Consider the following 24,189-nt stretch of genomic DNA (forward strand, 5'->3'; position numbering starts at 1 on the left):
CTTCTATGTGTCCCTTCGTTCGGGATCATAATATTAATGAAATACTTAAAAATAGCCTTTATAGATATGCCTGTGTTGCTTGTAACACTTTGAGCATATCGACTGTTTCAGGGACATCATGGACACGAATGATATGTGCCCCTTTCTGGGCCGCTATCATAGCGCCAGCAAGGCTCCCAGCTAAGCGCTCTGAGGCCGGCCTAGCAAGGAGATTTCCTATCATGCTCTTACGCGATAAACCTACCAATATTGGCAGTTCAAACTGCGCTAAAGCCTCTAACTTTGCCAGCAGTTCATAGTTATGCGCTAAGGTTTTACCAAAGCCGAACCCAGGGTCAATTAATAAGCGCTGCCGCGGAATCCCTGCATCCAAGCAAGCTTGAATACGTTTAGTCAGAAACTCAGATACATCGGCGACTACTTCTAGATACTCTGGCGCCGTTTGCATAGTGCGTGGCGCGCCCTGCATGTGCATCAAACATATAGGTACATTCAGCTGCGCCGCAGTCTCTAATGCACCAGGCTCCAATAACGCGCGAACATCATTAATTAAATGGGCACCGGCATTCACCGCCTGTCGCATCACTTCTGGCTTACTGGTATCGACCGAAATCCACACATCATGGTGTTTGGCAACATACTCTACCAGCGGGATCACTCGAGCGAGCTCATCCTCAAGGCTAACATCAGCCGCCCCAGGCCTTGTTGACTCGCCGCCGATATCAATGATGAGCGCTCCTTGAGCGACCATGTCATCGGCATGCTGGCAAGCTAATTCAAAGGAAGAGAACTTTCCACCGTCGGAAAAAGAATCGGGAGTAACATTCAGAATGCCCATCACTACGGGCGAAGCTAAGGATAAGCGTTTAGTTCCAGAAATTAATTCAAACACGCATTGACTCCATTTGGGACTGCTTGCTAGCGCGTTTCATCCGTTTTCTGCGCATTTCGCTGGTTTGACTCATTAAAGAGCGAATGACAGCGCAGTCAATTTTCTAGCAAGATAAAACAAGAAAACCCCTTAACGGGGTTCTCTTCCAATTAACAACCATTACTTAACGGGTGACTCGTCGGCATCTTTAAGCTCAGTCTCTGCAGGAGCCGATTTGACGACTTCGTCAACTTTAACAGCTGGCTCACCTTTGCCATTGCCTTTATCATTTGAAGCGTTTTCATCGGCTTGCCAATCGGCGGGCTGACGTACTTCACGGCGATTCATTAGATCGTCAATCTGCAGTGAGTCGATGGTTTCATACTTCATCAACGCGTCTTTCATCGAATGCAGAATATCGACGTTATCCTGAAGGATTTGCTTAGCCCGACTGTAGTTTTTGTCGATAAACGCCTTCACTTCAGTATCGATAAGCGTAGCGGTTTCATCGGACATCGCCTTAGCTTTACCCATGCTACGACCTAAGAAGACTTCACCTTCTTCTTCCGCGTAAAGTAATGGGCCCAATTTGTCGGAGAAGCCCCATTGGGTCACCATATTACGCGCAATCGAAGTAGCATACTTGATGTCCTGCGAAGCACCAGTAGAGACTTTCTCACTGCCGTAGATCAACTCTTCGGCTAAACGACCACCGTAGGCAACTGAAATTTGGCTTTCTAACTTACGGCGGCTCTGACTAATCGCATCAGCCTCAGGCAAGAAGAAGGTCACACCTAATGCACGGCCACGGGGGATAATCGTTACCTTGTGAACAGGATCGTGCTCAGGCACTAAACAACCCACAATCGCATGACCCGCTTCATGGTATGCGGTCATCTCTTTCTCAGCTTCAGACATCACCATAGAACGGCGCTCAGCACCCATCATGATCTTGTCTTTTGCACGCTCAAACTCTTCCATACCAACGACACGACGGTTACCGCGCGCTGCAAACAATGCTGCTTCGTTAACTAAGTTGGCTAAATCTGCGCCAGAGAAACCTGGCGTACCACGGGCAATAACGCTTGCTTTGACATCTTCAGAAAGCGGCACTTTACGCATATGCACTTTAAGGATTTGCTCGCGACCGCGAACGTCTGGCAGGCCAACAACCACTTGACGGTCAAAACGGCCAGGACGCAGCAGAGCAGAATCAAGTACGTCAGGACGGTTTGTCGCTGCAATGACGATAATGCCTTCGTTACCTTCGAAGCCATCCATCTCAACCAGCATTTGGTTAAGGGTTTGCTCACGCTCGTCGTGACCACCACCTAAACCTGCACCACGTTGGCGACCTACGGCATCGATTTCGTCGATAAAGATGATACAAGGTGCAGATTTTTTCGCCTGTTCGAACATATCGCGTACGCGAGATGCACCGACACCGACAAACATTTCCACGAAGTCAGAACCTGAAATCGTAAAGAAAGGCACTTTTGACTCACCCGCAATCGCTTTCGCCAGTAAGGTTTTACCTGTACCTGGAGGACCCACCATGAGCACGCCCGTTGGAATACGGCCACCCAATTTTTGGAATTTGGTTGGATCGCGCAGATAATCAACAAGTTCTTTCACTTCCTCTTTGGCTTCATCACAGCCAGCAACGTCAGCAAAAGTAGTCTTGATTTGGTCTTCGCTCATCAGTTTGGCTTTACTCTTGCCAAAGGACATTGCGCCTTTGCCACCGCCGCCTTGCATTTGGCGCATAAAGAAAATCCACACACCAATCAGCAGTAACATTGGGAACCAAGAAATAAAGATCTGGGTTAAGAACCCTGATTCTTCGGCTTCTTGGCCTTTCATGGTGATGCCTTTACGGTCAAGATCATTAATCAAATCTTGATCATATAATGGCATGATGGTCGTGAATTTTTCGCCCGTACGCTTAGAACCTTCGATAGTACGTTGGTCACTTTTCACTTCAACGGTAGCGACTTGTCCATCACGAACATTATCTAGGAAAGTAGAATAATCCATCTTCTGCGATGACGAAGAAGAGGGGGAGTAACCCTGAAACACTGACATCAGCACAACGGCGATGACAACCCAGAGTATTAGATTTTTTGCCATGTCACTCAAATTACTAGACCTCATAAAGTCTTGCGATGATTAACGCTAGGGTACTACAACTTGTACCCTGTCGCCACAAGATAGACCTCACGGGAACGTGCCCGCGATGAGTCCGGTTTACGTGTTTTTACGACTTTGAATGCCTCTTTAACCGCCTTCATATATTCGTCAAACCCCTCCCCCTGAAAGACTTTGACCGCAAAGCTACCGTTAGGTGCCAAAACTTGATGACACATATCTAACGCCAACTCGACTAAATACATGGCGCGCGGCTGATCGACACCGTCTGAACCACTCATGTTGGGCGCCATATCAGACAATACAACGTCAACCTTATCCGCACCGACGCGAGTTAGCAATGCTTCAAGCACTTTCTCTTCACGAAAGTCCCCTTGCAAGAAATCCACACCGACGATGGGATCCATTGGTAAAATATCACAGGCGATGACTTTACCTTTGTCTCCCACTAGCTTAACGGCTACCTGAGACCACCCACCAGGAGCGGCCCCGAGGTCAACAACCGTCATACCTGGGCGGATCAACTGATCCTTTTGCTGAAGTTCTTCAAGCTTAAACGCAGCGCGAGAACGCAATCCCCGTTTCTGTGCTAGTTTGACATAATGATCATCAAAGTGTTCCAGCATCCAGCGATTGGAACTGGCCGTACGTTTTTTACCTGACATTTAAAATCCGCAACAATTGAGAGTTACACAAAGGCTATATAAGGGTAGAATAGCGGTTTTTCAACAGTAACTCAGCAAAAGTTGGTAGAAATGAACTTAACAACCAAACAAAAACAGCATTTAAAAGGTCTGGCGCACAATTTAAAGCCAGTGGTGCTGCTTGGTGCCAATGGATTGACTGAAGGTGTACTCGCTGAAATTGAAAGCGCACTCGCTTATCATGAATTGATAAAAGTGAAAGTAGCCTCTGCTGACAGAGAGCTTAAAAATGCCATCGTTGATGCCATAGTACGTGAAACTCAATCTGCAAAAGTGCAACTTATTGGTCATATTCTGGTGATTTATCGTCAATCACCTGAAATGAAAATTGCCTTGCCAAGAGCGAAGTAATTTTCCAGCCTTAAACAAAACGGCCACTCAAGCGAGTGGCCGTTTTGCTTTTAGCACTTAAGGCGTGTCCGTGATGACTTGCACTTTATAATGTTCAGAGTTTAATCCTAAAAACTCGGGCAATGAAGTACCAACAGAAATTGATGAGAAGGTGCCAGTCAAGATGCCGATAAACATGGCGATGGAAAATCCTTCTAACGGCCCACCACCCATTATCCATAGCGCACCAACCGTCATTAACGTAGTTCCAGAGGTCACCATAGTTCGGGAAAAGGTTGCCACAATGGCTTGGTTGTTAATCTCTTGAATCGCAAGTTTAGGTTTTGCAATCAATAGCTCACGAATACGATCGGCAATAATGATCGAGTCATTGAGCGAGTAACCTAAAATTGCCAACACAGCAGCCAGTACCGTTAAATTAAATTCCATCTGTGTCAGCGAGAAAAAGGCAAGCACAAATATCACGTCGTGTACCAGCGCAAATAATGCACCAGAAGCAAGACGCCATTCAAAACGGTAACTCAAATAACCTAAGATCGCTAACATAGCAACTAACAGTGCAAGACCGCCCTGCTCTGCCAGTTCTTTACCCACCTGCGGACCGACAACACTGGTATTTAACACTTGTACTTCGCCAAGTGGCGCTAAGGTTTGCGCAATATCAACATGACTTTGGGCCGTATCTGCGTAACGCAAGACCCATCGCCCCGGCTCACTAGCCGAAATAACGCTGACGTCTTGCTGATAGGCAGCATTCAATAATGGCTGCAATTCACTACTGGTGATTTTTCTATCAAGTTGTACTTCGGTAACCACCCCTCCCGTAAAATCTAAGCCCCAGTTAAAACCCTTCACGCAGACAATAGTTAACGATGCCAGCATTAAAAAGATAGAGATAGCGCTCGAAATATAGCGCCATTTAGTCAGATTGATATTCTTCATACTTATACCCTCACATGGCGGCGCGCATCACGCCCGTAAACTAGGTTGATTAAGGCTCTTGAGGCAAAAATACCGGTAAACATACTGGTCAACAGGCCTAAACCTAAGGTCAAGGCAAAGCCTTGGATGGGACCATTACCGATGGAATAGAGCACAACCGCAGTGATCATAGTGGTGAAGTTAGCGTCGAAAATGGTTGAAAATGCACTGTCAAAGCCAGTGTCGATAGCAAGGGCGAAGCTTCGGCCTTCCTTCAACTTGTCTTTAATCCGCTCAAAGATCAGTACGTTGGTATCGACCGCCATACCAACCGTTAATACCAGACCGGCAATGCCGGGTAAGGTCAGTACGGCACCAGGAATAAGTGCTAATAAGCCAAACAGGATCACCATGTTAGAAATCAGTGCAACGTTTGCCACCCAACCAAGACGGCGGTACCACAGCGCCATAAACAGCAGTGTAATCCCCATACCTAAGCCGAGTGCGGCAAAGCCGTTTTGAATGTTTTCGGCGCCAAGGGTTGGGCCAATAGTACGTTCTTCAACGATAGTTACAGGCGCCGTCATTGAACCTGCACGCAGCAACAGCGCTAATTGCTGGGCTTCTTGATAGGTCCCAGCACCAGTGATGCGAAAACGATCGCCAAGTTGAGATTGAATGGTCGCAACGCTAATGATCTCTTGGGTTTGCTTGGCTTTACCTTGCTCATCACGGCTATATTCGCTGTAGGATGTTGCCATAGGTTTACCGATATTGGCGCGGGAGAATTCCGACATTTTCTGCCCACCAATACGGTCAAGGTGAATGTTAACCTCGGCCATGCCCATTTCGCCAATATTGGCACGGGCATCAACAATATGGTCGCCGCCAAGCACTGGTGAACGAGCAACGTAAACGGGATTTCCTGACTTATCCTTCAGAACCTGTGCATTCACAGAACCTGACTCTTTGACCTCAAAAAAGGCCAAGCTTGCGGTCGCACCAATCACGTTTTTAGCGGCAGCGGGATCTTGAACTCCGGGTAACTCGATACGAATGCGGTGTTCACCCTGACGCTGAACCAAGGCTTCAGTAATCCCCAGTTCTTCAATACGACTACGCATAATTTGCAGGTTTTGCTGCACAGTTAAATTACGGAGTTTGCTCTGCTCATCTTGGCTGAGTTTGATAACTAAGCCATTATCCGCATTAGTTAATTGCCAAGTCGGGTAGCTTTGCTGGATAAACTGACGTACGGTGGCGCGGGCGCTATTGTCTGCTTGCGCAGCATCAGTCAATGCAATCGCGATTTGTAACGCCGCATCATCACGAGTGTTATCGATACGTACGCTGGCACCACGAATTTGCTGTTCGCGCAAAAACTGTCTTAAGGATTCGACTAAGGCATCGGCTTGGGCTTGATAGACGGGCTGCACATCCACATCAAGTAAAAATTGCACGCCACCACGTAAATCGAGCCCTAGCTTAATTGGCTCAAAACCGAGATTTTGTAGCCAACTCGGCGCCGCACTCACCAATGCCAGCGTGAGTTCCTTTGGCTCAGTGACCATAGATGACACTAAGGTTTTTACTAAGGTTTGCTCACTGTCATCATTGAGCACGATCAGAGTTTGCCCTTTATCCTCACCATGTTGCTTAACCTCAATACGCTTAACCTCTATCCCTTGAGCTGTTAACTTATCCCGCAGTTCAATGGGCGTGAGATTAAGTCCAGCTTTGGCGCCAACTTGCACTGCAGCATTTTCGCCATACCAGGTGGGTAATGCGCTAAATAACATCACAATAATAGTGACGATTAGTACAATATATTTCCAAGCTGAATAATGATTTAGCAGCTTTTTACTCTGAATGTTATCCATAAAAATCACTCACATTCTATTGCCTAACAAGGACCATGGCGCGGCATAAATACACCCTAAAGTGGCCTGTCAAACTGGCAATAATAGTATTACGGTGAAACCAGTTCGTTGAGCATATGGCCATAAACTCGCGGTGGAATCATGGGTTATCGAAGCAAAATGCCTAGAGTTCCAACGAGCTAAATGCGAACAAAAACAGGTTTCGAGCGAAGTAAAATGCAGCATTAACAACATCCTCATCGCCAGATGAGACACTCCTATGTGGAATGCGTTGCTGTTGTTAACTTGCATTAACGGCTGAGATTGAGTTAAGCGGCTTGTTGACTAAACCGATATTGGAGGTTTGATACTTTCCAGCCGGAGATCCGTGCTGGCGATGACTCAGCCAAGAGCGTCCAATCTGGACGATCATCGAGGCGAATATTTTCCCCAAGCGCAGGTTCGGATCCAGGAGTGAACTCAAAGGCTAAGAGGTAATTAGGTTTAACTTCACGCAAATCATGCTGGACAAGATTGATAAATCGCTGGGAGTTTACAGGGGCAAAATTAAAATCATCGGAGTGACTGACTAATTCAGACTCAGAGCAATCACCAGCAGTAACCTTATCAAGGGTTTTACAGATGGACGTCTCATTAGCTTTAGGCTGAGAGTGAGAATCCTGTGAAAAATCTGCAGAAGAATTAAGCGATACAGTGTCTTGCGAAGCAAATTTCTGTGTATCCACCTTAAGTTCGCTGATTTGCGCACTATTCACAACCGTAGTGGATGGCAAATGCAGTTGATGTGATGCGATGTTGCGCGACACATAGCCACCCACATGTGCGATCAACATGATCGACATGCAAAGTAACATTAATGCGCGGTGCAACTGCTGAATCAAACTCACATCCTACTTAGGTAATAACTCAAGATGAATTTACATGGAGAAATAAAATTTTGGCACGGTACATAAAATGCCAAGTATTAATCTTAGGTAACCCACGCTTAAGAAACAAATTAAACTTTGTCCATCTTTAACATGTTTAGCACTTAAATAGCCTGAGCTAGGGATAAGTAGAGCAGCTGAATAGGCATCTTTTCGGGCCTCGTTACCCCGAGTTCAGGTTAAATAGCCCAATGCCAAGCTTATTGAAGACATAAAAAAGCCGCTCAAGGCGGCTTCATTAGCTTACTAACGCTGGGCCTTAAATATATTGTACCGAAATAATTTCGTAGTCGGTCAAACCACCTGGGGTCGTGATAGACACTTCATCCCCTTCGTTTTTACCCACTAAACCGCGGGCAATCGGAGAGTTGACTGAAATCAAATTTTCTTTGATGTTGGCTTCATCGTCACCCACGATTCGGTAAGTGACTTCTGCATCGGTATCGAGATTTAAGATAGTGACAGTCGCGCCAAAAATAATCCGACCGTTGTTCACCATTTTAGTCACATCGATGATCTGCGCGTTAGAAAGTTTGCCTTCGATATCACGGATACGCGCTTCACAAATACCTTGCTCTTCACGGGCGGCATGGTATTCAGCGTTTTCCTTCAGATCGCCTAATTCTCTCGCTGAGGCAATCGCTTCAGTGATTTTAGGGCGACGTTCAAACTTGAGCATATCTAACTCTTTACGCAGCTGTTCTGCACCGACAACTGTCATAGGAACCTTAGTCATAACTTCTTTCGTCTCCTTTAAACAAAAGCAACCCGTGTCGACGCTAAGGTCAACACAGTAAAATCAGGGTGGAATTGCGCTATTCTAATCGTTATGCGCTTGGGATGCATCAAGAACTGTGCATTCTTGCAGCTTACTGAAGCTAGCGCGCAGATGCTAGTAGCAAAGAATGATAGTGCGATCTTAATTACGACAAGAGCTAAAAACAAAAATGCCCACAAACACGTCTGTGGGCATTAATCACTTTAGTTATAAAGTCTTAGCTTATTCAAGCCCAGCCTCGAAGGTCAAAAAGATTTCGCTCACTGTTTTATCGGCAAGAGATTTATCAGGACTTGGGCGCTCGATAGAGGCATGCAATAAATAACGGCCAGCTGCAGGTAACGTCATCGCCACTTTACCTTCTTTATCAGAGGTTAAGCTGATTTCTTCTGGCTTGTTACGGTATAGGCTGCCGTCCTTCATAATGGCTACGCTTACGCCTTCAACGGGTTTTCCATCATAGACAAATTGCAACGTTGCAGGTTCATTCTCAACAATATCAGCAGGATGCGTGATAGGTACTAACTCTAAGTATTCACCTTTAGGTGCCAGCACCTTATCGGTTGGTTTATTACGAGTCACATAGGTTTCAACCCTAGCAACTGTCAATGAGCCTTTAAGCTCATAGGCATCCTTTGGCATCACAGCTGCGGTCGCTTTTTTATCAAGGCGACTACGCACTACCTCTTCCTTGCCTTTGACTTTATAAACCGAAAAATACCGAGGCGTAACTTCTTTCTCGAACTTATAGGTTCCGTCTTGTAAAAGCTGCACATCGAAAACCGATTTACGGCCGCCAGTGTAGCTCGAACTCGGTGAACTCGGCTTGCCATCGGGTAAATACACTTTCACATCACTAGCTGTTACAGGCTTATCAACCATAAACACTTGATTACTCGCTGAAACATCAGAGGTAATCCAAACGGCCTCATTACTTTCTGCCGACACATTGTAGTGGCTAGGTAAGATCCAGCGATCATGGCTGCTGGCAAATGGGCTGATGCAAAGTGCGCTAACGAGGGCGACTAAACGTAGTTTCATCTTCATATCCTTTTCGTTAAATACAGGGCTTAGCGAGTCATGCCGCTTAAGCGAATATCAATGACGCCAGTTTCAGTGGTGGCAGGTAATTGGGCGGAAAAATCCCCTGCCGCTAAATCAAAAGTTTGTCTGACTAAATCACGACCACCATGCTCACGTACCACTTCGATAAACACAGTGTAAGAGGCGGGGACTAAAGGTTTGCCAGCATCATCTTTTAAGTCCCAATCAATTTTGTAGTGGCCCGCAGGACGTGTTGCCGAGGCGATACCATCAACAAAGCTCATATCTTCTCGTCCGGCTTTACGCCACCAACGACGAATATCCTTAAGCCATTTATGACCTTCATCCCATACCCATAGACTTAAGGTTTTAACCGTTTGGCCCTTGGCATCCTCAACCCATACAGCCACATAAGGTCGGTGATACTGGCCCTCGGTAATTTCTGGCAAGGTCAAATCAACCGTCATTTTAGGCGTGGCAAATACCACAGAACTCACAAATAACGCACCGATAGCGGTGGTGCGAATAAGATGACGCATCATCAATCGGCTCTCCCTATGGAACAAAATAAACATAAACAAGTGCGCAGCCAGTGCTAACGATCACCATATAAAACAACGATTTTTTAAATCTTTTGGTTTGTGGTAACAGTAAATATGCGCCCGTGAGCGAGAACAAAATAATCAACAACGCACAGAGATCGAGCACCCAAGCCCACACTATTCCAGTATTACGGCCCTTGTGCAGATCATTAAGCACTGCGACAACGCCATAATCTAAGGTCTCGACATAGGCTTTGCCGTCGAGCAAATCTAAAGTGACTGTGCGATAGGTACCAGGCCCTTTACTTACCAAGCTAATTTCATCTTCATCAATATCCGCAGTGCTAATATCCATATCCCACTGACTTTTAAGCCAATGTCCAGCCGCCAAGCGCCACTCGGACTCCTGCGGCGCAGTCGGAATCAAATAGCTTGGAATATCAAACTGCTCACGCAGCGGTTCTTGATCCGCCGATGAAAACCAATTGGGATGATTTAAAGTGATCCCCGTAATCGCAAAAAATAGCATTAATAAAAGCAACGCCATTGAAACGTAGACATGGATAATGCGTGCATAGGAAAGGGATGATTTACTGACTTTTAATTTCAATGACTGACTCTCAAAAAAGGCATTTCAGGAATAGCTACCTAAAATCGCCAAAACTCAGCAGAAGTTAGTGCCTGTATGAAATAAAACGAATGGCTGATAGTAAATGATATTTATTATCAAAAAGTATCATGTTTACAATCTTTACACATTTAGTACGGTAGCGCAGAAGAATGGCGATAGCGGTTGGTTAGCAAGGGGCGCATACCATGGGCAAATGACACATAGCAACAATTGAAAAACACTCAGCAATTCAAACAGATAAAAATCAACATTCCAACTAAAAATCACACCTAAAATTTACCTGTTTTTCCCTCTCGTTTACAGAATCGCAATCAGCTACAATCCGCCGCCGGCGACTTGCTGGTACTTCCAAAGGAAATATCATCTTGAGTACAACTTTGCTCAAAAAAATGCGTTGCCTGCATATTATCTGGCTCGCATTAATGCTAAATGCCTGTGTTGCTCCGCTACTGTTAATGTCACCCCAAGGTCAATTGATGTGGGCGTTGCTCAAACCGCTCGTTGGATTAAATCCCAATGATGTCGGGCTATTCGAACAGCCACTGATTAAAGATCGTATGAAGTCGCTACTCGGTGACAACTATGAGACCACCATGTCTCTGCTTAAAACTGCCGACAAAATTCAACAGGAAGGCCCCTTATTTTATATGGTGTCGACTTATACTCCCGTGCCTGAAATGGCCGAAAAAGCCGGATTTGTATGGAATTCGGAAACCAACCAAATGGCAGTCATGTTGTTAACGGGTGGCTCACCCAAAATTATCTCTGAGCAGTTTACGGATCAGGCCGAGAAACTCGTACCAAGTTGGCCAAAAGAACTGGCAGACTATACCGATCCGCAAAAACTGCAGCAAAAAGCGATTGAAGCAGGGGCAGAAAAACTGCAAGAACAAATCCCAGCAGCGGCGCCCCTAAAAGCGGTTGCAACGGGTGATGTCAAAGCCACGCAGGAAGCTGTACTTGAAAAGGCAGCAAGCGAAATCACGGTTCCCACACCAGTCAAAGAAGTCAAACCCGCCCAATAATAACTAACCTCCTGCTAGGGCGAGCGTGCTTCTTATCCGTCACGGTAAAACGTACAAGCAACTTAAGCCACTGTGTTGATAAAACACTGTGGCTTTTTTATTTTGCTGAAATACGCACCTAGCCTATGCGGCTCAAAGTTCCATCCCTTCTGTTGTTATACCCATCATATTAAATATCTGTTTATTCAGCTGGAGTTCAACGCGCTTTAGCGAAGGCTTGAAGGCATAGTGGTGCTCTGCCTAAGCCTTAAACGCAGTATAAAGCTCGTTGCCATGCAGTGAATCAGCGCCCTTCGAGAGCCTTACAGGCTTCCAACTCCCGTGTTACATTGACTTAAAAAGCAATAACCATTTCTGCGTCAATGCGTCTTGGATTGAGATGCCAGTGAGGCTCTGAACTGATTAGATATTTAATGTGATAGGTATTAAAGGTACGTTGAACCTAAACAATGAAAGAGACGGAAAGATAACGAACAACATAAATAGCAGAAAATAGAAAGCAAAAAGCCCGTCATAGGACGGGCTTTTTAACTATGGCTGGGGTACTAGGATTCGAACCTAGGTATGCCGGGATCAAAACCCGGTGCCTTACCGCTTGGCGATACCCCAATTAACTTGTCTTCAACCTTTACGGTTGCATTTTGATGGTACGGGAAGAGAGACTTGAACTCTCACACCTCGCGGCACCAGAACCTAAATCTGGCGTGTCTACCAATTTCACCATTCCCGCATCAAAATGTACCAGATTTGCTCATACAAACATCTCTGGATTTCTACCAGATAAACCAATTGATTTACGTGGATTTAAATATGGTAGCAATGGCGGGACTTGAACCTGCGACCCCAGCATTATGAGTGCTGTGCTCTAACCAGCTGAGCTACATTGCCATGGCTGGGGTACTAGGATTCGAACCTAGGTATGCCGGGATCAAAACCCGGTGCCTTACCGCTTGGCGATACCCCAAAAACTGAGAAACTAAAAATGATGGCTGGGGTACTAGGATTCGAACCTAGGTATGCCGGGATCAAAACCCGGTGCCTTACCGCTTGGCGATACCCCAACTAAAACTTGTTTCACCCACCCGCTAACGCAGATGTTTAAAATAATGGTACGGGAAGAGAGACTTGAACTCTCACACCTTGCGGCACCAGAACCTAAATCTGGCGTGTCTACCAATTTCACCATTCCCGCACAGCTTCAAGTTGACATCCTGAAGAGATGCTAGCAAATGCTAGTATAACGAAATGGTAGCAATGGCGGGACTTGAACCTGCGACCCCAGCATTATGAGTGCTGTGCTCTAACCAGCTGAGCTACATTGCCACTTCGTTATTGCCGCCCCTCGTAGCGAGGAACGGGGCGTATTATGCTTATTCGAGGTATCGAGGTCAACAGCTTTTTTTCGCTATTTTCCTTGAGGCAAACCGTTCGGCTATTACTTCACCAAACTGAGCAACAGATGCGCTAAATCAACCTCTGTTGCTCGTATTTTGCCTTACTTTCTAAAGCTTAGCCCAATATCAATTGGCTTATACGTTAAACAAGAAGTGCATGACATCGCCGTCTTGAACGATATAAGTCTTGCCTTCAACACGTAATTTACCCGCCTCTTTAGCGCCTGCTTCACCTTTATAGGCAATAAAGTCGTCAAATGCCACCACTTGCGCACGAATAAAGCCACGTTCGAAGTCAGTATGGATAACGCCCGCCGCCTGTGGCGCTGTTGCACCGACAGAGACAGTCCAAGCACGCACTTCTTTTACACCCGCGGTGAAGTAAGTTTGCAGGTTCAATAACTGATAACCCGCACGGATCACGCGATCTAAACCTGGCTCTTCCAACCCGAGGTCTGCCATAAACTCATCGCGTTCTTCAGCGTCCATTTCAGCCAATTCTGATTCAATCGCGGCGCACACTGAAACCACAATGGCATTTTCTTTTTCAGCAATAGCACGCACGGCATCTAAGTGTGGGTTATTGTCGAAACCATCCTCGGCCACGTTAGCAATGTACATGGTTGGCTTTAAGGTTAAGAAGTTTAAGTAAGCAACGGCTTCTAATTCTTCCTTAGAGAGATCCATCGAGCGCAGCATTTTGGCTTCATCGAGCACTGGACGCATTTTCTCAAGGACTTCTACCTCAAACTTAGCGTCTTTATCGCCACCCTTAGCACGTTTTTGCTGACGAATAACGGCGCGCTCTAAGCTATCTAAGTCGGCGAGAGCCAGTTCAGTGTTGATCACTTCGATATCACGAGCAGGATCAACTTTGTTTGCGACGTGAACAATGTTGTCATCGTCAAAACAACGTACCACGTGACCAATCGCATCCGTCTCACGGATGTTAGCGAGGAACTTGTTACCTAAACCTTCACCTTTAGAAGCGCCAGCAACAAGGCCTGCGATATCCACGAACTCCATGGTGGTAGGCAGTACACGCTGAGGATTAACAATCGCCGCCAACGCGTCTAAGCGTGGATCCGGCACAGGTACAACGCCAGTGTTTGGCTCGATGGTACAAAACGGGAAGTTTGCCGCTTCGATGCCAGCCTTAGTTAACGCATTAAAAAGCGTTGATTTACCTACGTTAGGAAGACCAACAATGCCGCATTTAAAACCCATATTCTTACCTTTCTCTCGATGTTTGGCTGGCAAGTCGCACTCACCAGCAAGTTTTAGTCGCCCTGCCCTTAGGCAGTACATTGATAAATCATTTCGGTATTTGCATAGTGAACTTGGTAACGTCTAACAAGTTACAAGGTCGCTGACACAAACCTTACTCCGCTTTAAAGGAGTGTAATCGAGTCATGGCTTTCACCATGTCCTCTTTAAATAAAATTTCAGTTGAGCGCACGGCTTCGTCCACGGCAGCATTGATCAGCTCTTGCTCTTTCGCCGGCGCCTTACCCAGTACGTAACCACTGACTTTATTCTTGTCGCCAGGATGACCAATCCCAATCCGTAAACGATAGAAGTTTTTATCATTGGCTAATTTAGCAATAATGTCTTTTAAGCCATTATGACCACCATGGCCACCACCTAACTTAAATTTAGCCACGCCCGGCGGCATATCCAGCTCATCGTGGGCCACCAGAATTTCTTCAGGCGTAATACGGAAGAAATTCGCTAAGGCCCCCACGGATTTACCGCTTAAGTTCATGTAGGTAGTTGGGATCAGCAAACGCACATCTTTGCCGTGCAACACCGCTCTGGCAGTAAGACCAAAATACTTGCTATCGGCGACGAGGCTCACACCACAAATACGGGCCAATTCTTCCACATACCAAGCGCCCGCATTATGGCGAGTCTGGGCATATTCAGCGCCCGGATTGGCAAGGCCTACGATTAATTTAATTTCGCTCATGACACTCACTAATGGCACTCAATACTGCGTTAATTGGTCGATGGCAAAGCACACAGGTCGACCATATTGAGCTAATAATGCCGCTTATACTCGTTAAAAACGCGGCATTTTAGCACTCAATGCGTAAGTCAACAAATACCGAGTGAGCAAGTGCTCACCACGAGGAACTAATTGAGCCCCATGGCATACTTAAGTACAGTTTGTTTAATGGGAGAATTGATATTAGCCAGCTTTAATGCGCCGTTGCGGAGTAATTTTAGCGGTAAGATATCGTTACTAAAGCCTGCGTAAAACACATCCATGGTGGTCATCATCAGCTGATTATCAAGGTAACGTTTTGCCTGATATTTCCTTAATAACTCGGTTGACCACCAAGGTTTATCCTCGGTTAATGCCGCCTTGATGACCGAAAGCAAGGCTTCAACATCTTTAAATCCAAGGTTAACCCCTTGGCCCGCAAGCGGGTTAATGGTGTGCGCCGCATCCCCTAAAATCACCACATTCGGCTTAAAATAGGTTTTCGCGTGGCGGCGCGTGAGCGTAAAACTGCCTTTGGCTTCGACGGTAAAGTCGCTATCTAACCGAGCGGGAAAATGCTGGCGAATTTGGTCGGCCAACTGCTTATTGTTCAGTTGCATTAACTGTTTGATGCGATTGGCATCATCATACCACACTAACGAGGCATGATTGCCGGGTAACGGTAATAAGGAACGCGGGCCGCTAGGGGTAAATTGTTGCCAAGTCACATCTTGCTGACCTTGGGCGGTTTGGATATTAATCAGCATCGCCGATTGCGCATAGTCCCAACCCGAAATCCCAATGCCCGCCCATTGGCGCACATGTGAGTTCGCGCCATCGGCACCCACCAGCAATTTAGCCTCAAGAGAACAACCAGATTGTAAGTGCACGCTTACCGTATCAACCCCGCGAGCAAAGTGGGCAACGCGCTCAGGGCAAAAGAGCCTAATATTTTCCGATTGTTGCATTTGCTCCCAAAGGGCTAGCTGCACTAAACGGTTTTCAACGATATGGCCTAAATGGCTAGCACCGATTTGGGAGCTGTGGAATTGAGTAATGCAACCATCAAGCTCCCAAGTCTCTAAACCCAGATAAGGCACATTACGCATCTTAAGGAGGCTGTCTAACGCGCCTAACTGCTCGAGTAACTGTTCAGAGGCAACGCTTATCGCCGAAACACGTACATCTAATGCCTGCTCGGGGGAATAAGCCTCGGGCGCAAAGGACTCAATCACTGCAATGTGAAGTCCTTGCTTTGCAAGACCAATCGCCGTTGCCGCGCCCACCATACCGCCGCCGACTAAAATCACATCAAAGGATTGAGTCTCTGATGTTATCGATACGGGTTGCTGTGTTTGGCTCATTGTTCGGCTCATCTTAATTATCACTCTTTTTTGTTCTTTCGACGTTATCTGAGGCACTTTACTCTTACCTAAAGCTCAAGTTTAAAGCGCATCACACCATCGCCGGATTGTAGCAAAAGCATGTCAATTTCAGTTCAAAGGTGAGCAAATGTTGCTAGATGCCCATTTGCTCACAGTTGCTTACAAAGACACACTTTCCCTTTAGGCAATCCCACTACACTCAAGATAACACCGCGGGAATTTGAGGCTGTCTGCGGTATAAAAAGCCCATTTGCTTCTCACTTAGCCAGCCCTCGCTGTACGTATGGGTGACCAGTGAATCCATCTTGAAATAGAGATAGTGAGGATGTCATGAAAACACTTATCCAATTACATATCGCCACTAGCCTACTGATTTGCAGTGTTATGCCAGTAAATGCCGCGCCAACGATGGAAACCATTACCGTCAGTTACCGCGATCCGCTCGATTATGCCTTATATCTCCACACCACGGAAATGTTGAGCGAATTTCGACTCCAAATCCGTGAAGACATTAGCATTCAAGCCCGTAATAGCTTGTTGGAAATGGCAAATACCGTTCAATATAGCCAACCATCACTCGCACAAAACCCGTCAGCCGAGATAAACCTAGCTTCTTTGTGGGTATCACAATCTGATGGGATTAGCGAGTAAAAATGTGGACAAAGCTGGTCAGCAGCCATAACTGCGGGTAAAATGTCGCGCTATTTTGACTGGGCAGTCAGTTTGTCTTTTAACAGGACAACGGCAGCTTGGGACTCTTTTTACAGGGCGGCTTAGGGCAACACAACTGATGAGCAAAAAACTCCATATTAAAACTTGGGGCTGTCAAATGAATGAGTACGACTCATCCAAGATGGCGGATCTGTTAGGCGAATACCAAGGTTACACCTTAACTGAAGAAGCAGAAGAAGCAGATATTCTGCTGCTAAACACTTGTTCTATCCGTGAAAAGGCACAGGAAAAAGTGTTCCATCAGTTAGGTCGCTGGAAGACACTCAAAGATAAAAATCCCGACCTGATTATTGGTGTGGGTGGTTGTGTTGCATCCCAAGAAGGCAAAGCGATTAAAGACCGCGCTCAATGTGTCGACATCATTTTTGGCCCACAAACACTTCACCGTCTGCCAGAGATGATCGAACAAGTGCGCCGCGGCGAAAAAGCCGTGATCGACGTGAGTTTCCCTGAGATCGAAAAATTTGACCGTCTTCCCGAACCGCGCGCCGAAGGCCCAACGGCGTTTGTGTCAATCATGGAAGGTTGTAGTAAATACTGTTCGTTTTGCGTAGTGCCTTACACCCGTGGCGAAGAAGTCAGCCGTCCATCGGATGACATCATCCTCGAAATTGCTCAACTGGCAGAACAAGGCGTACGTGAAGTTAACCTGCTCGGTCAAAACGTTAATGCTTACCGTGGTGCAACCCACGATGGCGGTATCTGTACCTTCGCCGAGCTATTACGCTATGTTGCCGCTATTGATGGCATTGATCGCATCCGCTTCACCACCAGTCATCCAATTGAATTTACACAGGATATTATCGACGTTTACGAAGATACGCCTGAATTAGTGAGTTTCTTGCACTTACCTGTGCAGTCAGGTTCAGACCGCATTCTCACGGCGATGAAACGCGGCCATATGGCGATTGAGTACAAATCTATCATCCGCCGTCTGCGTAAAGCTCGCCCAGATATCCAAATCAGCTCCGACTTTATCATTGGCTTCCCTGGTGAAACCAAAGAAGACTTCGCTGATACCATGAAGCTGATTGAAGATGTAGCATTCGACCACAGTTTCAGCTTCATTTATAGCGCACGCCCAGGTACACCTGCGGCAGATTTACCTGACGACGTTGATATGGAAGAGAAAAAACAACGTCTGGCGATTCTGCAAGACCGCATCACTCAGCAAGCCATGCGTTACAGCCGCCATATGATGGGCACAGTGCAGCGCATTTTGGTTGAAGGCCCGTCGGTGAAAAACCCCATGGAGCTGCGCGGCCGCACTGAAAACAACCGTGTGGTGAACTTTGAAGGCTTACCAAAGCACATTGGCACCTTTGTGGATGTTGAGATTGTCGACGTTTACACTAACTCGCTACGCGGTAAATTTATCCGCGGTGAAGACGAAATGGATCTGCGCCGTAACCTGCGCCCATCGGATATTCTGGCGAAGCATAAGCAAGATGATGATCTTGGTGTAACTCAATTTAAACCTTAGGGGTTTAAATCTTCGGTTCGTGCACCTATATAAAGAGGGCGACTGTGTCGCCCTCTTATTTTATGGCCATAACAACCACCTGCAATTGGTGATTTTCCGTTAGCAATTATGATGGATGGCTCGTACACTGAGATTATCTTCTGATAAGAGGCTGCGATAGCAAACTGACATCGCACTTGGCTTTTCACTCAGCACTTTGCTTGGTATTTGACAATTTGCTTGTTATTTGACAATAGGAGTACTGTTTGTCCAGTAAATTAACCACTATGAATCTGTATCTCGAACCCGCAGAAACCCGCCGTTTGGCTTCACTGTGCGGTCCCTTCGATGACAATATCAAACAGATTGAGCGTCGCGTTGGCGTCGAGATTGTCCGTAAGAACAACCATTTTCAAATTACCGGACTACCACGTCACTGTTTAAGTGCCAATAACTTACTTAAGCAGCTGTATATTGAAACCCAAACGGTTAAAGGCAGTACGCCCGATCTTGACCCTGAACAAGTGCATTTGGCTATTCAAGAAGCCATCGCCCTAGAGCAAGACGACAGCGGTGATGATAAAGCCTTATTTATCAAAACCCGCCGTGGCATCATTAAACCGCGTAACCCCAACCAAAGTACCTATGTGGCCAATATCACACGCCACGATATCACCTTTGGTATTGGTCCTGCGGGCACGGGTAAAACCTATTTGGCCGTTGCCGCCGCAGTTGATGCACTAGAGCGTCAAGAAGTGCGCCGTATTCTGCTCACTCGTCCCGCCGTTGAAGCGGGGGAAAAACTCGGCTTCTTACCGGGCGATTTAAGCCAGAAGGTCGATCCCTATCTGCGTCCGCTCTATGATGCGCTGTTTGAAATGCTCGGCTTTGAAAAGGTCGAACGCTTAATCGAGAAAAACGTTATCGAAGTGGCGCCCCTAGCTTACATGCGCGGTCGCACACTAAACGATGCCTTTATAATTCTGGATGAGAGCCAAAATACTACGGTTGAACAGATGAAGATGTTCTTAACCCGTATTGGCTTTAACTCGCGCGCGGTCATCACAGGTGACATCACCCAGACCGACTTACCAAAGCATATAAAATCCGGTCTGCGCCACGCCATTGAAGTATTAAGCCAAGTAGAAGAAATCAGCTTTAACTTTTTTGTGTCGCAGGATGTGGTACGTCATCCCGTGGTCGCTCGCATCGTTGAAGCCTATGAAGCTTTTGATCGTAAAGAGCAAGCATTAAAGGCCGAGAAAGAGCGCCGCGACTATCAGCACAACGCGTCGCAACCATCATCACAGCTACAGCCCCAAATCCAGCAGGAAGCCTTAAAGCATGAGTCTTGATTTAGCCTTAGATGTGCAATTCGCCACGACGAGCGACTATCTGCCCAGCGAAGAGCAGTTAACTCTCTGGGTAAAAACCGCCATTGGCAACAGTATGGAGCAAGCGGAACTGACCATTCGCATCGTCGATGCGCGTGAAAGCCAAATGCTTAACAGCACCTACAGGGGCAAGGACAAACCCACCAATGTATTGTCGTTTCCCTTTGAAGCGCCGCCAGAAATTGAACTTCCACTGCTCGGAGATCTTGTCATTTGTGCCTCAGTCGTTGAAAATGAAGCGCGTGAACAAGATAAATCCCTAGAAGCCCATTGGGCACACATGGTTGTACATGGTTGCCTGCATCTGCTAGGTTATGATCACATTGAAGACGAAGAAGCCGAAGAGATGGAGTCATTAGAGACTCAACTCATTGAAAGCTTAGGTTTTACTGACCCATATAAGGAACAATAATTAACTAAGATGCCATTCATCAAAGTTAATGAGAAAACTATGAGTGACGATATCCCCCCGAGTACGAACGCCCAAAAGAAAAGCTGGTTTGACAGAGTAAGTCAGTTGTTTCAGGGCGAACCTCAAAATCGCGAAGACCTAGTCGATGTGATTGATGGCGCAGAACAGCGCGAACTGATCTCAGAAGACACCCGCGAAATGATTAAAGGTGTATTGGAAGTTTCTGATATGCGTGTTCGGGACATTATGATCCCACGAGCTCAGATTGTCGCGATTCAAATCGACAATACTGTTGAAGAACTGCTGAGAACCGTTATCGGTTCAGGCCATTCTCGCTTCCCTGTTGTTAACGAAGACAAAGATCATATCGAAGGCATTTTACTGGCTAAAGATTTGATCCCTTATGGTTTCTCAAACAGTGAAGAACCTTTCTCCCTTGATCGCGTGATCCGCCCGGCTGTCGTTGTGCCAGAGAGCAAACGCGTCGATGTGTTACTCAAAGAATTCCGCTCCCAGCGTTACCACATGGCGATTGTCGTCGATGAATACGGTGGCGTATCCGGTCTGGTGACCATTGAAGATATTCTCGAAGAAATCGTCGGTGAAATTGAAGACGAATTCGATCACGATAGCCCTGAAGACACCGAAATCCGTAAAGTCGGTAATACCGTCTATATGGTGAAGGCACTTACGCCTATTGAAGATTTTAACGAAGAATTCAATACCCACTTCAGCGATGAAGAGTTTGATACCGTTGGTGGCTTGGTGTCACATGCCTTTGGCCATTTGCCAGAGCGTAATGAGAGCATCATGATCGAAGGTATTGAATTTAAAGTTATCAACGCCGATACCAGACGCTTAATCCAACTTAGAGTTAAACTCCCCGATCCCAATATCGGTGAAGACGTAGAATAACTTTCTGCGTAAGAATAACTCTCCGTGTAAGAAGAATTATCCGTGCTAACTAACATTCGGGCTTTTGCCCAACAAAAGTCCCGACTGAGTGCGTTACGCCTCGTACTGGCATTTATTTTAGGCGCCAGTACGGCGCTTTCCTTTGCGCCATATTCACTGTGGATTATCTATCCTATCGCCATGGCGTTAGCCCTTTGGCAGAGTGAATCCTTAAACCCTAAAGCCAGCTTCTTCCATTGGTTAAGCTTTGGTTTTGGCTGTTTTGCCGTTGGGATCAGTTGGGTGCATGTCAGTATGGATACCTTTGGCGGGCTGCCACTACCCGCCTCTGTCGCGTTAATGGCGCTGCTGGCACTCTATTTAGCGCTTTATCCTGCGTTAACGGGTTTAGGCTTAGCGTGGTTTACCCGCACGAATAGCCACTCGTTATGGCGTAATCTATTACTCTTCCCCGCACTTTGGACCTTAAGCGAATGGGCCAGAGGCTGGGTGCTGACAGGTTTCCCTTGGATTTGGGCAGGTTATTCCCAAACTGAAGGCCCACTAAAAGCCCTCGCAAGTATCATTGGCGCATTAGGATTAAGTTTCATCATCGCCATGATCGCTGGCGCATTAGCCTTGTGTTTTAGCAAGCGCTACAAAAGTCTGTTGATTTTACTGCCTATTACCGCAGTTGCTGCTTGGGTTGCCCCAAAGCTGTCACAAATCCAGCATACAGGTGAGTCGGTAAAAGTCGCGCTTGTGCAAGGCAATATTCCGCAAAGTATGAAATGGGAACCCGAGGCGCTCTGGCCAACCCTATTGAAATACATGGATTTATCCCGTGAACACTTTGATGCTGACATTATTGTCTGGCCGGAAGCCGCGATTCCTGCACCAGAATCCATGGTGCAAGACTTTTTGGATAATGCCAATAAAGTGGCCAACCTTAACCACACCTCCATCATTACTGGGATTATTAGCCGTCAACAGGAAGACTTTTATAATTCACTGATTGTTCTAGGTAACCATAACCAGAAACAACAAGATAGCCCAGATTATGAAAGCGATGGCAGTAACCAATTTAAGAAACACCATCTGTTGCCGATTGGCGAATTTGTGCCCTTCCAAGCACTGCTGCGGCCGATTGCGCCATTCTTTAATCTGCCCATGTCCTCCTTTGCGCGTGGTGATTACCAGCAGCCCAACCTAAGTGCCCTTGGACATAAAGTTGCACCCGCTATTTGCTATGAAATCGCCTTTCCTGAGCAGCTACGAGACAGCGTCAATCTCGGTACAGATTTACTGTTAACTGTCTCTAATGATGCTTGGTTTGGTACCTCAAATGGTCCCTTGCAACATATGGAGATCGCCCAAATGCGCGCCATTGAGTTAGGTCGCCCTCTGGTGCGCGCCACCAATAATGGCGTCACCGCGGTCGTCGATGAGCATGGCAATATCACAGCTGCACTGCCTCAATTTGAAACGGGCGTGCTGAGTGCCACTATTCCGTTGGTCACTGGCCAAACATGGTTTGCTAAAATAGGCCAAACTCCGCTGTTAATTCTATGCGGTGCTTTGCTGCTCGTCGGTTTTATCCGCCGCCAAAAACAGCAATAGAGTTTAAGTAAATGAATAACAAACAGACTCAAGGTTTTACCTTAATCGAACTCGTGATAGTTATCATCGTGCTGGGAATTTTAGCCGTTATTGCGGCACCTAAATTTATCGGTATGAGTAAAGAGGCTCGGGAAAAAAGTCTGCAGCAACTCCAAACCAGTGTAAAAACAGCCAACACCTTAGCCTATTCCAAAACCCAAATGCCCAGCTTACAGAGCCAAGCTGTCGCAGGGCGAGATGATATTATTGACGTCGACCTCGATGGTGATAATGTTGCCGAAACCCGCCTCAAATGGGGTTATTTAGATAATACCGATATCGAAAAATGGATCGCCAAAGACGATAAACTTAAGATCCAGTATCAAGGGATTGATATTACGTATATTGGCTACGATTTGAATGGCAATACCCTAGTCAACGATGACCAATGTTATTTTCGCTATACCCAAGCATCGGACGCAAATACACCACCACGTTACGATATCAATGCTCAAGGTTGTTGATATGCCGATAAAAAACGACGCTTAGCGTCGTTTTTTATCTCTGGCGCAAACCCAAGATTAAGGCGTCAATGCCTCACGGGTAAATTCCTCATGGTCACATTCGGGGCAATCTGGGATGACACCGGGAAACTCAATGCTCATTTCATGGCCGCAATTGGTGCACACCATAATCCCTTGGCTGACGATATCACCACTCTGATAATAGCCATGGTGTTTAAAATCTTGCGTCAACTCGTGCCACTCCACTTGGCTACGGTCAGTGATTTCACTGAGCCAATGCCAGAGCGTATTCTCCAGGGTAATCAAGGTGGGGCTATGGCTTAAGCTATCGGCATTTTGCTCTCGTAGAAAACTGACAATATCTCGCTTTAAAAATTGTTCCACTAAGGCGAGTTCATCTTCTCCTGCTTGTTCTTTAAGGCGTAAAAACTCCTTCCCTTGAGTGACAGACTTAAATAAATTCTTTGCAGTCAGTGAGTTATCTTCCGCAAATTGCGCTTTCACTTCGTTAATTAAGGCTTGATACAGTCCTAGTAGCGCACTACTTCTATCATTCATAACCAATACTCCTTCATAGAACCTTTT

At 46.4% G+C, this 24,189-nt stretch carries 23 protein-coding genes and 7 tRNA genes; 9 read left to right on the plus strand and 21 right to left on the minus strand.

The window, feature by feature from the left end; translation table 11 throughout:
* Nucleotides 1–58 precede the first annotated feature (58 nt).
* The 3 genes from folP to rlmE all read right to left on the minus strand — a co-directional run bounded on the left by folP (nucleotide 59) and on the right by rlmE (nucleotide 3,684).
* A complete protein-coding gene (gene folP, locus H9J30_RS02640; protein WP_240129558.1) occupies nucleotides 59–892 on the minus strand; it encodes a dihydropteroate synthase in 834 nt (277 codons plus the stop codon).
* A 159-nt stretch (nucleotides 893–1,051) separates the two neighbouring features.
* On the minus strand, nucleotides 1,052–3,025 hold the full coding sequence (gene ftsH, locus H9J30_RS02645) for an ATP-dependent zinc metalloprotease FtsH (RefSeq protein WP_240129559.1): 1,974 nt from the start codon (nucleotides 3,023–3,025) through the stop codon (nucleotides 1,052–1,054).
* 29 nt (nucleotides 3,026–3,054) lie between these two features.
* The gene (rlmE, locus tag H9J30_RS02650; RefSeq protein WP_011071426.1) at nucleotides 3,055–3,684 is read right to left on the minus strand and encodes a 23S rRNA (uridine(2552)-2'-O)-methyltransferase RlmE; all 630 of its coding nucleotides are present in this window, start codon (nucleotides 3,682–3,684) and stop codon (nucleotides 3,055–3,057) included.
* Nucleotides 3,685–3,774: 90 nt separating this feature from the next.
* On the opposite strand from rlmE, the gene yhbY reads away from it, so the two are divergent.
* The gene (yhbY, locus tag H9J30_RS02655) at nucleotides 3,775–4,074 is read left to right on the plus strand and encodes a ribosome assembly RNA-binding protein YhbY (protein WP_011071425.1); all 300 of its coding nucleotides are present in this window, start codon (nucleotides 3,775–3,777) and stop codon (nucleotides 4,072–4,074) included.
* 57 nt (nucleotides 4,075–4,131) lie between these two features.
* Here the strand turns inward: yhbY and secF are convergent, their stop codons facing one another.
* From secF to H9J30_RS02690, 7 genes are all read right to left on the minus strand, one after another.
* Nucleotides 4,132–5,016: a protein translocase subunit SecF gene (secF, locus tag H9J30_RS02660; protein WP_240129560.1), complete on the minus strand. Its 885-nt coding sequence runs from the start codon at nucleotides 5,014–5,016 to the stop codon at nucleotides 4,132–4,134.
* Nucleotides 5,017–5,018: 2 nt separating this feature from the next.
* Nucleotides 5,019–6,875: a protein translocase subunit SecD gene (gene secD / locus H9J30_RS02665; protein ID WP_240129561.1), complete on the minus strand. Its 1,857-nt coding sequence runs from the start codon at nucleotides 6,873–6,875 to the stop codon at nucleotides 5,019–5,021.
* Between the two features lie 308 nt (nucleotides 6,876–7,183).
* Complete coding sequence (locus H9J30_RS02670) at nucleotides 7,184–7,756, minus strand: hypothetical protein (RefSeq protein WP_427915891.1); 573 nt, start codon at nucleotides 7,754–7,756, stop codon at nucleotides 7,184–7,186.
* A 304-nt stretch (nucleotides 7,757–8,060) separates the two neighbouring features.
* Complete coding sequence (gene greA / locus H9J30_RS02675; RefSeq protein WP_011071421.1) at nucleotides 8,061–8,537, minus strand: transcription elongation factor GreA; 477 nt, start codon at nucleotides 8,535–8,537, stop codon at nucleotides 8,061–8,063.
* A gap of 264 nt (nucleotides 8,538–8,801) precedes the next feature.
* A complete protein-coding gene (locus H9J30_RS02680; protein ID WP_240129562.1) occupies nucleotides 8,802–9,620 on the minus strand; it encodes a DUF4198 domain-containing protein in 819 nt (272 codons plus the stop codon).
* Nucleotides 9,621–9,649: 29 nt separating this feature from the next.
* On the minus strand, nucleotides 9,650–10,162 hold the full coding sequence (locus H9J30_RS02685; RefSeq protein ID WP_240130055.1) for a DUF2271 domain-containing protein: 513 nt from the start codon (nucleotides 10,160–10,162) through the stop codon (nucleotides 9,650–9,652).
* A 16-nt stretch (nucleotides 10,163–10,178) separates the two neighbouring features.
* Nucleotides 10,179–10,775, minus strand: coding sequence for a PepSY-associated TM helix domain-containing protein (locus H9J30_RS02690; protein ID WP_240129563.1), 597 nt, complete (start codon nucleotides 10,773–10,775; stop codon nucleotides 10,179–10,181).
* Nucleotides 10,776–11,185: 410 nt separating this feature from the next.
* On the opposite strand from H9J30_RS02690, the gene H9J30_RS02695 reads away from it, so the two are divergent.
* Nucleotides 11,186–11,821 carry a hypothetical protein gene (locus tag H9J30_RS02695; RefSeq protein ID WP_240130056.1) on the plus strand — a complete coding sequence of 212 codons (636 nt, stop codon included), beginning with the start codon at nucleotides 11,186–11,188 and terminating at the stop codon, nucleotides 11,819–11,821.
* A 534-nt stretch (nucleotides 11,822–12,355) separates the two neighbouring features.
* On the opposite strand, the gene H9J30_RS02700 is transcribed toward H9J30_RS02695, so the two are convergent.
* From H9J30_RS02700 to H9J30_RS02745, 10 genes are all read right to left on the minus strand, one after another.
* Nucleotides 12,356–12,430: transfer RNA gene (locus H9J30_RS02700), tRNA-Gln, on the minus strand.
* A gap of 36 nt (nucleotides 12,431–12,466) precedes the next feature.
* Nucleotides 12,467–12,551, minus strand: a tRNA-Leu gene (locus tag H9J30_RS02705).
* An 81-nt stretch (nucleotides 12,552–12,632) separates the two neighbouring features.
* A tRNA-Met gene (locus tag H9J30_RS02710) sits at nucleotides 12,633–12,709 on the minus strand.
* Between the two features lies 1 nt (nucleotide 12,710).
* A tRNA-Gln gene (locus H9J30_RS02715) sits at nucleotides 12,711–12,785 on the minus strand.
* Between the two features lie 22 nt (nucleotides 12,786–12,807).
* Nucleotides 12,808–12,882: transfer RNA gene (locus H9J30_RS02720), tRNA-Gln, on the minus strand.
* Between the two features lie 46 nt (nucleotides 12,883–12,928).
* Nucleotides 12,929–13,013: transfer RNA gene (locus tag H9J30_RS02725), tRNA-Leu, on the minus strand.
* 54 nt (nucleotides 13,014–13,067) lie between these two features.
* Nucleotides 13,068–13,144: transfer RNA gene (locus H9J30_RS02730), tRNA-Met, on the minus strand.
* A 206-nt stretch (nucleotides 13,145–13,350) separates the two neighbouring features.
* The gene (gene ychF, locus H9J30_RS02735) at nucleotides 13,351–14,442 is read right to left on the minus strand and encodes a redox-regulated ATPase YchF (protein WP_240129564.1); all 1,092 of its coding nucleotides are present in this window, start codon (nucleotides 14,440–14,442) and stop codon (nucleotides 13,351–13,353) included.
* A 154-nt stretch (nucleotides 14,443–14,596) separates the two neighbouring features.
* Nucleotides 14,597–15,184 carry an aminoacyl-tRNA hydrolase gene (gene pth, locus H9J30_RS02740; protein WP_240129565.1) on the minus strand — a complete coding sequence of 196 codons (588 nt, stop codon included), beginning with the start codon at nucleotides 15,182–15,184 and terminating at the stop codon, nucleotides 14,597–14,599.
* Nucleotides 15,185–15,351: 167 nt separating this feature from the next.
* Complete coding sequence (locus H9J30_RS02745) at nucleotides 15,352–16,578, minus strand: FAD-dependent monooxygenase (RefSeq protein WP_240129566.1); 1,227 nt, start codon at nucleotides 16,576–16,578, stop codon at nucleotides 15,352–15,354.
* Nucleotides 16,579–16,917: 339 nt separating this feature from the next.
* On the opposite strand from H9J30_RS02745, the gene H9J30_RS02750 reads away from it, so the two are divergent.
* The 7 genes from H9J30_RS02750 to H9J30_RS02780 all read left to right on the plus strand — a co-directional run bounded on the left by H9J30_RS02750 (nucleotide 16,918) and on the right by H9J30_RS02780 (nucleotide 23,604).
* On the plus strand, nucleotides 16,918–17,238 hold the full coding sequence (locus H9J30_RS02750) for a hypothetical protein (RefSeq protein WP_240129567.1): 321 nt from the start codon (nucleotides 16,918–16,920) through the stop codon (nucleotides 17,236–17,238).
* A gap of 139 nt (nucleotides 17,239–17,377) precedes the next feature.
* On the plus strand, nucleotides 17,378–18,802 hold the full coding sequence (gene miaB / locus H9J30_RS02755) for a tRNA (N6-isopentenyl adenosine(37)-C2)-methylthiotransferase MiaB (protein ID WP_240129568.1): 1,425 nt from the start codon (nucleotides 17,378–17,380) through the stop codon (nucleotides 18,800–18,802).
* Between the two features lie 245 nt (nucleotides 18,803–19,047).
* The gene (locus tag H9J30_RS02760) at nucleotides 19,048–20,136 is read left to right on the plus strand and encodes a PhoH family protein (protein ID WP_240129569.1); all 1,089 of its coding nucleotides are present in this window, start codon (nucleotides 19,048–19,050) and stop codon (nucleotides 20,134–20,136) included.
* Nucleotides 20,126–20,587 (plus strand): rRNA maturation RNase YbeY, encoded by a 462-nt coding sequence (gene ybeY, locus H9J30_RS02765; RefSeq protein WP_240129570.1) that lies wholly within the window; start codon nucleotides 20,126–20,128, stop codon nucleotides 20,585–20,587. Before H9J30_RS02760 ends, ybeY begins: the two co-directional genes overlap by 11 nt.
* A gap of 39 nt (nucleotides 20,588–20,626) precedes the next feature.
* Complete coding sequence (gene corC, locus H9J30_RS02770) at nucleotides 20,627–21,502, plus strand: CNNM family magnesium/cobalt transport protein CorC (protein ID WP_240129571.1); 876 nt, start codon at nucleotides 20,627–20,629, stop codon at nucleotides 21,500–21,502.
* A gap of 42 nt (nucleotides 21,503–21,544) precedes the next feature.
* Nucleotides 21,545–23,101: an apolipoprotein N-acyltransferase gene (lnt, locus tag H9J30_RS02775; protein ID WP_240129572.1), complete on the plus strand. Its 1,557-nt coding sequence runs from the start codon at nucleotides 21,545–21,547 to the stop codon at nucleotides 23,099–23,101.
* An 11-nt stretch (nucleotides 23,102–23,112) separates the two neighbouring features.
* Nucleotides 23,113–23,604: a type II secretion system protein gene (locus H9J30_RS02780; protein ID WP_240129573.1), complete on the plus strand. Its 492-nt coding sequence runs from the start codon at nucleotides 23,113–23,115 to the stop codon at nucleotides 23,602–23,604.
* 57 nt (nucleotides 23,605–23,661) lie between these two features.
* Here the strand turns inward: H9J30_RS02780 and H9J30_RS02785 are convergent, their stop codons facing one another.
* Nucleotides 23,662–24,162, minus strand: a complete 501-nt coding sequence (locus H9J30_RS02785; protein ID WP_011071406.1) for a zinc ribbon-containing protein — start codon at nucleotides 24,160–24,162, stop codon at nucleotides 23,662–23,664.
* Nucleotides 24,163–24,189: the final 27 nt, after the last annotated feature.

The organism is Shewanella cutis, from assembly GCF_022410515.1.
GTDB classification, from domain to species: Bacteria; Pseudomonadota; Gammaproteobacteria; order Enterobacterales; family Shewanellaceae; genus Shewanella; species Shewanella cutis.

What these genes read in the sequence shown, in the direction of transcription:
- ftsH (WP_240129559.1), bottom strand. Translation starts at nt 3,025, where the DNA reads ATGAGGTCTAGTAATTTGAGTGACATGGCAAAAAATCTAATACTCTGG.
- rlmE (WP_011071426.1), bottom strand. Translation starts at nt 3,684, where the DNA reads ATGTCAGGTAAAAAACGTACGGCCAGTTCCAATCGCTGGATGCTGGAA.
- yhbY (WP_011071425.1), top strand. Translation starts at nt 3,775, where the DNA reads ATGAACTTAACAACCAAACAAAAACAGCATTTAAAAGGTCTGGCGCAC.
- secF (WP_240129560.1), bottom strand. Translation starts at nt 5,016, where the DNA reads ATGAAGAATATCAATCTGACTAAATGGCGCTATATTTCGAGCGCTATC.
- secD (WP_240129561.1), bottom strand. Translation starts at nt 6,875, where the DNA reads ATGGATAACATTCAGAGTAAAAAGCTGCTAAATCATTATTCAGCTTGG.
- greA (WP_011071421.1), bottom strand. Translation starts at nt 8,537, where the DNA reads ATGACTAAGGTTCCTATGACAGTTGTCGGTGCAGAACAGCTGCGTAAA.
- H9J30_RS02680 (WP_240129562.1), bottom strand. Translation starts at nt 9,620, where the DNA reads ATGAAACTACGTTTAGTCGCCCTCGTTAGCGCACTTTGCATCAGCCCA.
- H9J30_RS02685 (WP_240130055.1), bottom strand. Translation starts at nt 10,162, where the DNA reads ATGCGTCATCTTATTCGCACCACCGCTATCGGTGCGTTATTTGTGAGT.
- H9J30_RS02695 (WP_240130056.1), top strand. Translation starts at nt 11,186, where the DNA reads ATGCGTTGCCTGCATATTATCTGGCTCGCATTAATGCTAAATGCCTGT.
- ychF (WP_240129564.1), bottom strand. Translation starts at nt 14,442, where the DNA reads ATGGGTTTTAAATGCGGCATTGTTGGTCTTCCTAACGTAGGTAAATCA.
- pth (WP_240129565.1), bottom strand. Translation starts at nt 15,184, where the DNA reads ATGAGCGAAATTAAATTAATCGTAGGCCTTGCCAATCCGGGCGCTGAA.
- H9J30_RS02745 (WP_240129566.1), bottom strand. Translation starts at nt 16,578, where the DNA reads ATGAGCCGAACAATGAGCCAAACACAGCAACCCGTATCGATAACATCA.
- H9J30_RS02750 (WP_240129567.1), top strand. Translation starts at nt 16,918, where the DNA reads ATGAAAACACTTATCCAATTACATATCGCCACTAGCCTACTGATTTGC.
- miaB (WP_240129568.1), top strand. Translation starts at nt 17,378, where the DNA reads ATGAGCAAAAAACTCCATATTAAAACTTGGGGCTGTCAAATGAATGAG.
- ybeY (WP_240129570.1), top strand. Translation starts at nt 20,126, where the DNA reads ATGAGTCTTGATTTAGCCTTAGATGTGCAATTCGCCACGACGAGCGAC.
- corC (WP_240129571.1), top strand. Translation starts at nt 20,627, where the DNA reads ATGAGTGACGATATCCCCCCGAGTACGAACGCCCAAAAGAAAAGCTGG.
- H9J30_RS02780 (WP_240129573.1), top strand. Translation starts at nt 23,113, where the DNA reads ATGAATAACAAACAGACTCAAGGTTTTACCTTAATCGAACTCGTGATA.
- H9J30_RS02785 (WP_011071406.1), bottom strand. Translation starts at nt 24,162, where the DNA reads ATGAATGATAGAAGTAGTGCGCTACTAGGACTGTATCAAGCCTTAATT.